11 protein-coding genes are annotated in these 11,762 nt (G+C 40.2%); 10 read left to right on the top strand and 1 reads right to left on the bottom strand.

The window, feature by feature from the left end; all coding sequences use genetic code 11:
• The 10 genes from DBR11_RS24805 to DBR11_RS24760 all read left to right on the top strand — a co-directional run.
• Nucleotides 1–1,060: ABC transporter permease (locus DBR11_RS24805; RefSeq protein ID WP_233260897.1), on the top strand; the 1,060-nt coding region annotated here is incomplete at its 5' end.
• 55 nt (nucleotides 1,061–1,115) lie between these two features.
• Entirely contained in the window at nucleotides 1,116–2,489 is a 1,374-nt protein-coding gene (locus tag DBR11_RS24800; protein WP_108555267.1) for a sigma-54 dependent transcriptional regulator, read from the top strand.
• Complete coding sequence (locus DBR11_RS24795) at nucleotides 2,473–3,732, top strand: PAS domain-containing sensor histidine kinase (protein ID WP_108555266.1); 1,260 nt, start codon at nucleotides 2,473–2,475, stop codon at nucleotides 3,730–3,732. The genes DBR11_RS24800 and DBR11_RS24795 overlap by 17 nt, the downstream gene beginning before the upstream one ends.
• Nucleotides 3,733–3,942: 210 nt before the next feature.
• The gene (locus DBR11_RS24790) at nucleotides 3,943–5,265 is read left to right on the top strand and encodes a TolC family protein (RefSeq protein ID WP_108555265.1); all 1,323 of its coding nucleotides are present in this window, start codon (nucleotides 3,943–3,945) and stop codon (nucleotides 5,263–5,265) included.
• Between the two features lie 11 nt (nucleotides 5,266–5,276).
• Nucleotides 5,277–6,476, top strand: a complete 1,200-nt coding sequence (locus tag DBR11_RS24785) for an efflux RND transporter periplasmic adaptor subunit (protein WP_108555264.1) — start codon at nucleotides 5,277–5,279, stop codon at nucleotides 6,474–6,476.
• Nucleotides 6,476–7,222 carry an ABC transporter ATP-binding protein gene (locus DBR11_RS24780; protein ID WP_108555263.1) on the top strand — a complete coding sequence of 249 codons (747 nt, stop codon included), beginning with the start codon at nucleotides 6,476–6,478 and terminating at the stop codon, nucleotides 7,220–7,222. The genes DBR11_RS24785 and DBR11_RS24780 overlap by 1 nt, the downstream gene beginning before the upstream one ends.
• Nucleotides 7,223–7,231: 9 nt before the next feature.
• A complete protein-coding gene (locus tag DBR11_RS24775) occupies nucleotides 7,232–8,455 on the top strand; it encodes an ABC transporter permease (RefSeq protein ID WP_108555262.1) in 1,224 nt (407 codons plus the stop codon).
• A 40-nt stretch (nucleotides 8,456–8,495) separates the two neighbouring features.
• Nucleotides 8,496–9,563: a sensor histidine kinase gene (locus DBR11_RS24770; RefSeq protein ID WP_158275376.1), complete on the top strand. Its 1,068-nt coding sequence runs from the start codon at nucleotides 8,496–8,498 to the stop codon at nucleotides 9,561–9,563.
• Nucleotides 9,560–10,270, top strand: a complete 711-nt coding sequence (locus tag DBR11_RS24765; RefSeq protein WP_108555260.1) for a LytTR family DNA-binding domain-containing protein — start codon at nucleotides 9,560–9,562, stop codon at nucleotides 10,268–10,270. The genes DBR11_RS24770 and DBR11_RS24765 overlap by 4 nt, the downstream gene beginning before the upstream one ends.
• Nucleotides 10,271–10,304: 34 nt before the next feature.
• Entirely contained in the window at nucleotides 10,305–11,252 is a 948-nt protein-coding gene (locus tag DBR11_RS24760) for a TIGR01212 family radical SAM protein (protein ID WP_108555269.1), read from the top strand.
• A 6-nt stretch (nucleotides 11,253–11,258) separates the two neighbouring features.
• Here DBR11_RS24760 and DBR11_RS24755 read toward each other — a convergent pair whose 3' ends face one another.
• Nucleotides 11,259–11,726, bottom strand: coding sequence for an SRPBCC family protein (locus DBR11_RS24755; protein WP_108555259.1), 468 nt, complete (start codon nucleotides 11,724–11,726; stop codon nucleotides 11,259–11,261).
• Between the last annotated feature and the right edge of the window lie 36 nt (nucleotides 11,727–11,762).

Genomic DNA, 11,762 nt, shown 5'->3' with positions numbered 1-11,762 from the left:
GAATTATAGAAAACCGATGGGTTTAGCGTATGATCGGGTATGGGCTATTAACTATAACCGCGATCAGCAAACAAAAAATATGGATTCACTGGTGATTTTTTATGAGAACCTGAAGAAATCTCTAAAATCAATGCCAATGGTGGAAGCAGTGAGTTATACCAGTAATAATTTTCCATATTCCAACAGTATCATGACTACAGGATTATCACCAGCCGGCAAAAAGGTCAATAATGTTAATAATTATATGGTTGGGGATGATTATAATAAGGTATGGAAAATGACACTGATAGAAGGCCGCTGGTTTAATCCGGAAGATAAAGTGGCGAGGAATAGGCCCATCATTATTAATGAATCTTTGAGGAAGGAGATTTTTGGAAAGGGCCAGGCAATAGGCAAATCTGTTGGCGATTATGATGATAAAGGTAAGTTGAGAATCATTGGTGTGGTGCAGGATTTTAAAGCTAATGGAGATTTCTGGCCAGCAGGCTATGCGATGTTCAATCCTTTGGATTCCGGTTATTTAAAGTATACTAATACTCTTCTTGTTAAAGTGAGACCGGAGGCCAATGCGAGTTTCGAAAGTTCTTTATATAAGTTTATGGCCAACAGACTGAAGAATTCAAGTATAGAAATTCAGCATCTTTCGGAAATGAGAGATGCTAAAAATGAGCAAACGATAATTCCTATGCTCATTTTCATGATTATCGCCAGTTTCCTGATCATTAATGTGGCGCTTGGGCTATTTGGCGTACTCTGGTACAATATCAATCAGCGAAGAAGTGAAATCGGTTTGCGAAGGGCACTGGGGGCTTCTGGAAATTCTGTGTCCGGTCAGTTGGTCAGTGAATCGTTGATCCTGGCAACCATGTCTTTAGCCGTTGGATGTTTCTTTGCACTACAGTTTCCGATCATGAATGTGTTTAATGTACCTTCAGTGGTTTATGCTGTAGCTATACTCCTGTCAATCGCATTTATTTATATATTGGTTTTTGTATGTGCACTTTATCCTGGGAAACAGGCTGCGGCGATACATCCTGCAGTTGCGTTGCACGAGGAATAGATTAGAGATAAACGAATTTACTTTATAAATTTATACCGCAATAGCTGATTTGCCCATGATATTAATTGTTGATGATGATATAGCCGTAAGAACTTCTTTGCTGCTGCTGCTTAAAAGCTCTGGCTATGAGGTTGTGGCGGTTGATGAGGTTGGTGAAGCTCTTCGTGTTATACATAAGCGCCAACCCGATCTGATTTTACTGGATCTTAATTTTTCTATCGGTACTTCGGGTGAAGAGGGCATGAGTTTACTCATGCAAATCAGAAAGATCAGTAATAGTTTGCCGGTTATTTTAATTACAGGCTGGGGAAGTATTGAGCTTGCAGTGCGGGGAATGAAGCTGGGGGCGAATGATTTTATCAATAAGCCCTGGAACAACGATCATATTTTACAATCAGTGAAAACACTGATGGAACTTCATAGCCAGGCACCTGTACATCGGGATCGCAGGCAGTTGGATAAGCAGTATGCATTTCAACAGATCATCGGAGAAGACCCAAAAATGTTGGAGATTATGGATACCATTGGGAGGGTAGCCCGTACGGATGCGTCTATACTGATTACCGGAGAGAGTGGTACTGGAAAAGAGTTGATTGCTGAAGCGATTCATGAAAACAGTTGGAGACGAAACCGGGCATTTGTTAAAGTAAACCTAGGTGGCATTTCATCTTCTTTGTTTGAAAGCGAAATGTTTGGGCATATGCGTGGAGCTTTTACTGATGCCCGTTATGATAGGATAGGCCGGTTTGAAATGGCGAATAAAGGAACCATCTTTCTTGATGAAATTGGTGATCTGGAAGCCAGCAGCCAGGTGAAATTGCTTAGGGTACTGCAGGACAGGACTTATGAGGTGCTGGGCAGCAGCAAAACCAAAGTAGTGGATACCAGGGTTGTTTGTGCAACGAATAGAAACTTGAACAATATGGTTGGTTCTGGGCTTTTTAGAGAGGATTTGCTGTACCGTATTAATCTGATCACAATACATCTGCCTTCTCTTCGTGAGCGTCCTGGCGATATTCCACTGCTGGTTAGGTTCTTTATTCATAATCTGAGAGAAATTTACAATAGACCTGCATTGTCTGTAACGCCTGAAGCGATGAAATGGTTACAAAAACTGGAGTTGCCAGGTAATATCCGTCAATTGAAAAATTTGGTGGAGCGTTCTATTCTGATTAGTAAAAAGGACATACTGGAGATAGATGATTTTAAAAATCAATTGGACCAGTCGCCCACCCAGAAAGGAACTGCCTTGCTTCCGGATGTGGGGGCTATGACTTTAGAACAAATGGAGATAGAAATGGTTAAACGTGCAATGAGTTTTCATAAGAACCGCATAACAAGGGCTGCAGCATCTTTAGGTATTACCAGAAATGCCTTGTATCGCAGACTGGAGAAATATCAAATTCCATTTGATGAAACTGAGCACTAAGTATATTCTCTTTATCTCTGTTTTGCATCTGGTTTGCCTGGTGCTGACATATTTGGTGTTTGAAAAAAATAAAGTCTTGTTTATTTTGGCAGAGGTCTTTATTGTTGGGTCAGGGGTTCTTTCCTGGAGTTTGTACAGGCAATTGATCAGTCCGCTGAACCATTTAAAAGAAGGGATAAACGCAATTAAGGACAGGGATTTTAACGTAAAGTTTCTGCCTACAGGCAAACGTGAAATGGATGAGCTGATTGAAGTGTATAATCAAATGATGGATGAATTGAGAGCAGAGCGTATTAAACAGGAGGAGCAACATTTTTTCCTGGAGAAACTCATTCAGACTTCTCCAACGGGAATTATTATTCTGGATTACGATCATCAGGTGAAATTGGTTAATCCTAAAGCATTATCGATGCTGGGAACACAAATAGAGGAAGTGACTGCCTTGGCAAACGAACTTAAAGCCGGTGGAACTAAATTGATACGTCCCAATGGGTTAAGAGCGTATAAGCTTCAGAAATCTCATTTTATAGACCGGGGATTTGCCCGCTTTTTCTTAATGATTGAAGAGGTGACTTCAGAGATTTTTGAAGCAGAGAAGGGGGTGTATGAAAAGGTAATCCGAATGATGGCCCATGAAGTGAACAATACGATTGGACCAGTCAATTCGATTTTGAATTTATCTCTGCAAACCAAAAAGCTTTGGGAACATGGGGATCAGGAGGCTCTTAGGAATGCATTGGAGGTGGCCGTGCAAAGAAATCAGAACCTTAACCTGTTCATGAGGAATTTTGCAGACCTGGTGAAGCTTTCTCCGGTTAACAGGAGAAAGATGGATCTTGTTGCTCTGATTTATGCTGTAGCTGCCTTGATGGAAATAAAAGCAGCAGAGGCAAATGTAACTTTTGAGTTTATTTTGCCAGAGGATCCTTTTTTTATTCTTGCTGATTTGCAGCAAATGGAGCAGGTTATGATCAATGTTGTAAAAAACGCCTTGGAGGCTATGGAGAGAGAGGGGGTAATTCGCTTTGTGCTAAAGGAAGGACGGCTTGTTATTTCTGACAATGGAAAGGGGATTTCTGAAATACATAATGAACAGCTCTTTAGCCCCTTTTTCAGTACAAAGAAAGATGGACAAGGCATAGGGCTTACACTGGTAAGAGAAATTCTGGTCAATCATGGGTTTGATTTTTTTCTGAAGACCATCAAACAAGGTCAAACGGATTTTGTTATCCTCATTAAATAGAGGATTGGTACTTGTCGCATTTATAAGGGGGTTGATCCCAGGGGTATTTCATTTCGTCTCATTTTAAAATCTGATTGGTGATTTATAAATAAATTTGAGGTAAACAGAAAGGCCCTATGAAACCATCATGTGCAGCATACTCAAATCGAAATGAATAAATTTGGTAGCACATCGAAGCTTCATTACCGATAAAAAACAAATTCTATACTGATGAAAATTTTGTTAAGAAACGTCGTCCTGCTCCTGTGTTTTGCTTTATTTTTCTTGGGAGGAAATGTGGCATATGCACAGGATTCTTTATATCAGGACTTGCCTAAGACCTGGAATTTGAAAGCTTGCATTAATTATGCAAAAAAGAACAATATTACCATCAACAATTTGAAACTCAGTTCTAAATCTGCTGAACAGGATCTCATTGCTTCAAAGGCGGCTAAGTTGCCAAATCTAACGGCGAGTGTAACCCAGAACGCTGCGAATTATAATACTGGAATTGAAAGTTCAAGCGGTTATGGTGTCAACTCAAGTATTACTCTTTTAAATGGAGGCTATCTGAACAACGACATCAGGTCTAAAAAATTAAGTCAGCAGGTGGCTAATCTGTCTGTCGCTTCAGCAGAGAATGACGTTACATTGCAGATTACCCAGGCGTATTTGAATATTTTACTGACCAGGGAGAACATCACTTATCTCAATGATCTGTTGAACACCAGCAAGGCTCAGGTTGCTCAGGGAGACCAGCAGTTTACCATTGGGACGATTGCAAAAAATGACCTCTTGCAATTGAAAGCTGCAATGGCAAATGATAATTATACACTTGTTACTGCGCAGAATCAGTTGCAGCAAAATATACTTACTTTGAAGCAATTGTTGCAGTTGCCCACCAGAATTCCTTTTGAAGTGGCTGTAACGGATACTGCAAAGATCAATGAAAAATTAATGGATCTGGGTACCGCTCAGGAAAAGGCACTGCAAACCAGGCCGGAAGTTCGGGGTGGAGAGTTGAATGTTCAGCTCCAAACTTCGGAAATGGAGAAGGCAAAGGCCAGTATCAGACCAGTGCTGAGTTTGGGTGGTTCCTTGTCTTCTGGTTATAACAGCACCAGTTTCGGTTCTTATCCCAATCAGTTGAATAATGGGTTTAATCAGGGTTTGGGTTTAACTTTGTCTATTCCGATTTTTGATAGAAAGGTAACCCGGACCAATGTGGCAAAAGCCAATATCGGGATTCAGGAGGCAAAGCTGTCCTTGTTGAATACAAAAACTACCTTGACGCAAGCTGTGGAGATGGCTTACCTTAATGTGCAGAATGCCAACAGTCAGTACGATGCAGCAAAAGAACAGTTTGTCTATACCAGCGAATCGCTACGTATTTCTGCGGAACAGCTGCGTCTGGGCGTAAATAATACGGTTGCATATCTGCAACAGAAAAACCTCTATATTCAGGCCTTACAAGCTTTTGTGCAGGCAAAGTACACCGCTAATCTGTATACAAAGATCTATGATTTCTATACAGGCGTTCCAATCACAGAATAAACAAATAACTAATGAAAACGAAGAAAAGCATATTTATCATTTTAGGCATAGTTGTATTGGCTTTTGCTATTTGGTATTTCGCAATCCGGGAAAAAGAACAAGTGGTAAGGCTGGAAACGGAGAAGCCAAAGATGGGTTATATTTCCGAAAATGTGACGGCTACTGGAAAGGTAGAGCCAGTGGATACGGTGACGGTTGGTACACAGGTATCGGGTACAATTTCGAAAATGTATGCCGATTTCAATTCTACGGTTAAGAAAGGACAAATACTTGCAGAGCTGGATAAGACTTTGTTCCAGGCTTCAGTAGATCAGTTTAAAGGAACTTTAGCCAGTGCGCAAAGCCAGCTGGTTTTTCAGGAAGGTAACTTTAGCAGGCAAAGTCAATTATATAAGGTAGGTGCCATTAGTAAAGCAGATTACGATAACGCATTGTATACTTACAATTCGGCAAAAGCTTCGGTGAACAGTATTAAAGCGCAGCTGATGTCTGCGCAGAAGAATCTATCGCTGGCGAGCATTTATTCTCCGATTGATGGAACGGTGCTTTCCAGAAGTGTAAGTGAAGGTCAAACCGTAGCGGCAAGTTTTAATACGCCTACGTTATTCAGTATTGCCAAGGATTTGACAAAGATGCAGGTGGAGGCATCAGTGGATGAGGCCGATGTAGGTGATATTAAGATTGGAGAGCGGGCTACATTTACGGTGGATGCCTTTCTGGACAATACTTTTAACGGGAATATCAAGGAAATCCGTTTGAGTCCTAAAATCACATCTAATGTAGTTACTTATACAACAATCATTAATACGGATAATAGCGACAAGAAACTTAAGCCTGGTATGACAGCCAACATCACCATTTTTGCTAAAGAGGTGAATAATGCTATGCTGGTGCCGGCAAAAGCCTTGAAATTCATTCCGGATACAACATTAAAGAAATATCAACTGGTGTGGGTAAACAGGGAGAGGAAACCATCATCGCCGATAGAGGGTTACGTTTGGATAAAAACTGGTGATCTTAAACTGGAGCAGAAGAAGATAAAAGTAGGTATTAATAACAATACGCAAGTGGAGGTGTTGGGCGGTATCACGGCTAATGATGAAGTGGTGGTGGGTAGTGAAGTGGTAGGTAAATCAAGTGCTGCTGCAAGCGGAACTGGAGCGTCCAGTCCGTTTATGCCAAAACGTCCGGGCGGTAACAAGAAAAGATAATGGCAAAGAAGATTTTAGAGCTGCATGAGTTGAAAAGGGAGTTTGTGATGGGGGATATGACCGTGAGGGCATTAAAAGGACTGGACTTCGAGATCAATACTGGCGAATTTGTGACTATTATGGGGAGCAGTGGTTCTGGTAAAACAACACTGCTGAACATTCTGGGGTGTCTGGATAAACCTTCTGATGGAAGCTATATGCTGGATGGTATTGATGTTAAGAGTTTAAACCGGGATGAGTTGGCAGGTCTTAGAAACAGGAAAATTGGCTTCGTATTTCAGGCCTATAATTTATTACCCAGAACCAGTGCATTGGAGAATGTGGAGCTTCCGTTGTTTTATAATAAAGAAGTCAGTGCGGAGGAACGGAAGGAGCGGGCAATAAAAGCACTAGATGCCGTGAAACTAAGTGATCGGTTTGATCATACGCCCAGTCAATTATCTGGCGGACAGCAACAGCGTGTAGCTATTGCCCGGGCATTGGTAAATGAGCCGGTAATGATACTTGCCGATGAGGCGACAGGAAATCTGGATACCAGAACCTCATATGAGATTATGGCCTTGATGCAGGAGTTGAATGCGCAGGGTAAAACTATTGTTTTTGTTACCCATGAGCCGGATATTGCTGCTTTTAGCAGCCGGACGATTATGCTTAGGGATGGTAAACTGCAGAAGGACAGTATAAATGAAAAACCGCGTTCGGCAAAAGAGGCCCTGGCTTCTCTGCCAGAATCTGACGACTATTAAATTGAGAAGATGAGCATTTTAAATTTATTGAGGATTGCTTTCCGGGCATTGAAAAGAAATAAACTTAGGGCCTTTTTAACAATGCTTGGCGTAATTATCGGGGTAGCTGCGGTAATTGCGATGATGGCTATTGGGCAGGGTTCTAAACAGAGCATCCAGGCCTCTTTGTCTAGCATGGGTTCTAATATGATTACGGTTATGCCTCAAAGCAATACGCCGGGAAGTGTAAGGTTGGCGGGAAGCAGTATTCAAACTTTAAAGCTCGAAGATATTGCAGCGATTAAAAGACTTCAATCTGATAATATTAATGGTTTGTCGCCGGTGGTTTCAACCAGCGGACAGGCTATAAAAGGGGGGAATAACTGGCCAACTAGCATTACGGGAATCAGTCCAGACTATTTGCATATCAGGCAACTTGTTTTGCTTGATGGAATTATGTTTTCGGATAACGATGTGAAGAAGTCTGCAAAAGTTTGTTTATTGGGTAAAACGGTAATAGATAATCTCTTTCCGGATGGTAGTAATCCTATTGGTCAAATCATTCGCTTCAAAAGCATTCCGTTCCAGGTGATTGGGACCCTGGTACCTAAGGGGCAAAGTAATTTTGGCCAGGATCAGGATGATATCATTCTTGCGCCTTATACAACTGTACAGAACAGGATAACTGCAACGAATTATTTACAGTCGATCTATGCCTCTGCCGTTTCTGAAGCAGCAAGTGATGCAGCCACTCAGGAAATTACTGCAGCTGTGAGGGCAAGTCATAAGTTGCTGCCGTCGCAGGATGATGATTTTCAGGTACGTACGCAGGCGGAACTCATTTCCACAATCAGTTCGACCAGTAGCATGCTTACGGTTTTGCTTACTGCTATTGCGGGGATATCTTTGCTGATTGGTGGAATTGGGATCATGAATATTATGTATGTGTCTGTAACGGAAAGAACCAGGGAGATTGGCTTGAGGATGTCTATTGGGGCAAGGGGGAAAGATATTCTAATGCAATTTTTGATTGAGGCAGTAATGATTAGTATTACCGGCGGGGTGCTTGGAGTTGTTCTTGGAGTTACTTCTGCCTATACAATTTCTTATTTTCTGCACTGGCCTATTTTAATTTCTCAGTCGTCCATTGTTATTTCTTTTGTTGTTTGTGGGGTCACAGGTATCTTTTTTGGTTATTATCCGGCGCAAAAAGCGAGCCGTTTAGATCCGATTGAGGCCTTGAGGTATGAGTAAGGGTAGTTGTTTATTAAGCGATGAAAATAATAACTTAGCTATGTTAAAAACAGGGAAAAGAGAAATGGTGCTGAACTTCTCCGATAAACGTATTAAGATAGCGCTGCATGTTTTGGTTTGGTTGGTCTTGATGATTTTGCCTTATATCGTGAATTCTAACCGAGGTACGCCACCACACCGTTTAAGTCCGGAAGAAGAAACTCAGTTCTTTAAACTCAACTTTATCAGTTATTTTTTTCTGATTGCAATTTTCTACCTCAATAGTTTTGTGCTGATCCAGAATTTGTTTTACAGGCGAAAATATCTCTTGTACGCTGGTAGTATTATTTTGCTTTATGGTCTGATACTTTGTGTTCATTTTGTGCTTTTCAAGATCCTTATCCAGGAGATGGAGTTTAACTGGGCCAGGGCTGGTTGGTTTAATTTGCCTGCGTTTTTGCTTACTATCGCTGGAAGTACAACATTTATTATGGTTTCGGACCGGATTAAAATGGAGAAGAAGGACCTGGAAAGAGATAAGGAAACGATGAAAACGGAATTGTCTTTTTTGCGGTCTCAAATCAGTCCACATTTTATATTTAATATTTTGAATAATATTGTAGCGCTGGTGAGGTTAAAAAGTACGGAACTGGAACCTACGGTGATGAAGCTTTCTGGTTTAATGCAATATATGCTTTATGAAACGGATGAGGAGAAAGTTTCTCTTGGAACGGAGAAAGAATATCTCAATTCCTATATCGACCTTCAGAAACAAAGATTTGGAAAGAAAGTGAAGCTGAGTGTGGAGATTAATTTATTTAGCGATTATCAGGAGATTGAGCCGATGTTGCTGATTCCTTTTGTTGAAAATGCTTTTAAACATGGGGTAGGACTGATAGAAGATCCACAGATCAGCATTAAGTTAAGTACAGATGAAAAGAATTTGAATTTTTCAGTTGTAAATAAATACAGTTCTGCAGAAGGTGAGGCAAAAGACCGGTCTTCTGGTATTGGGCTTGTTAATGTAAGCCGGAGACTGAATTTATTATATGGAAATAACCATAGCTTGACAATAAAGAAAGAGAAAGACTGGTTTAAGGTGAATTTATGGTTAAAATTGAGCGTATGATAAATTGTATTGCTGTTGACGATGAGCCATTGGCTCTAAATCTATTGGCTGATAATATCAGTAAAATACCATTTTTGAATTTGCTGGCTACTTGTGAGGATGCTTTTTCTGCGAATAAAGTGTTGCAGGAAAACGAAATTGATCTTGTGTTTATTGATATACAAATGCCTGGAATTACCGGTCTTCAATTTATTGAAAGCCTGGTAAAGCGTCCTATGGTGATTCTGGTTACAGCTTATAAACAGTACGCACTGGATGGTTTTGCTCTGGACGTTGTGGATTATTTAATGAAGCCGGTTTCTATAGAGCGTTTTATGAAAGCTTGTAACAAGGCAAAAGATCTTTTTGATTTAAGGCATCAGCATTATTTGTCTGGGGAGAAATCAGCTAATTATATTTTTGTTAATATAGGTTACAGCTTGCTTAAAGTTGTTTTAGATGATGTGCTCTATATTGAAGGGCTGAAGGATTATGTTCAGATTCATTTGAAGAGTAGCCCAAAGCCGGTTGTGGTTCGCATCAGTTTTAAAAGCCTTGAAAGTCAGTTGCCTCCTGATTTTATTCGCATTCATAAATCATTTATTGTAAACAATAAGAGTATCTCTGCAATTAAAAAGAATGCTGTTTTTATAGGTGAAAAAGAATTGCCGCTTGGTGATGCCTATCGTCAGGCTATAGAAACACTGATCTCTACGAATCGGTTTTAGAAATTAATGTGTATTTTTGCAGAAAAAAAAGCAATTGGGAACTCCACTGGATTTAGGGATAAAAGGATATAACAACTACGGCACGCATCTTAAAGAGAAGTATGCTGGTCAGCGTGTATTTAAAGTGATTGTTGATGGTGGTTTTACTTGCCCGAACCGTGATGGCAGTAAAGGCTATGGCGGTTGTACTTATTGTAATGTGGATTCTTTTACGCCGGAACTATCCCGTAGGTTGCCTACCATTCGTGAACAGTTGGAACAAGGTATGGAGCGTGGTAAGGGATTTTATAAAGCGGATAAGTTTATTGTTTATTTTCAGCCCAATACCAATACTTATGCACCAGTACATTATCTTAAAATGATGTATGATGAGGCTTTGTCTATTAATACTGAAGATGTGGTTGGTTTTGCTGTGGGTACAAGACCGGATTGCATAGATGCAGAAAAGGTAGCTCTTTTAGAGAGTTATACGGATCGTTTTGATGTAGATCTTGAAATGGGGATGGAGTCTATCTACGATGAAACTCTGGAGCAAATCAACAGAGGTTGTAGTCATGGCGAATTTGTCGAGGCGGTTAAGCTGCTGGAGGGGACCAAGCTGGATCTGTGTGTTCATACCATCTTTGGTTTTCCCTGGGAAACAGAAGAGATGATGTTGGGTTATATTCATGAAATCAATCGCTTTCCTCAAATAAAATTTGTGAAATTTCATCATCTTCATATTGTTGAAGGTTCAATTATGGGTGTGAAATATAAAAAACAACCTTTTAAGCTTTTTTCTTTGGAAGAATATACAGATCTCTTGTGTAAACTTATTCCACTTCTGCGTCCTGATATTGTAATTCAGCGCTTGTTTGGGATCTCAGACTGGGATCTTCTTATTGCGCCCAACTGGGGGTTAAACAAGTCTGCGATTCAAACCTATATAGATAAGGAAATTGAACGTAGAGGGGTAGTACAAGGATCTGCATACAACCTTTAGTTCTATTTAAAGTTCTCCGAATAATTCTTTTATTTTTTCTTTTCTGTAAATGAAGATTTGCTGCAGTTTATTTGCGACAAATACTGAATTGGCTATTTGGCCTAAAATGCCGAGTGGCAGGCTGTAAGTCAGTATATCATGCATTATGATCCCTCCATCTATAGGTTTAAAATGGTGCTGGTGGTGCCAGAATTTATATGGACCGAAGCGTTGTTCGTCAATAAAGTAGCTCTCCTCTTTCATATGGGTGATTTCTGTCATCCAGTTTAACCGTAGACCTGATATTGGCGATATTTTATAGGTGATGATCATCCCTGGGTACATTTTCTGATTTTCTTTAATTGGAGAGGTTACCTTAAACCTCATGTCGGAGGGAGTAATCTTTTGCAAATTCAGAGGCGAGGAGAAAAAATCCCAGGCTTGTTTCAGGTTTACTGGTATGTTCTGATAAAATTCAATGTGATACGATTTCATAGTACATAATATACAATTTGTTGATCAGTATTGTTT

Source organism: Pedobacter sp. HMWF019, assembly GCF_003061025.1.
Lineage (GTDB): Bacteria > Bacteroidota > Bacteroidia > Sphingobacteriales > Sphingobacteriaceae > Pedobacter.
This window is presented reverse-complemented; position numbering and strand designations above follow the sequence as displayed.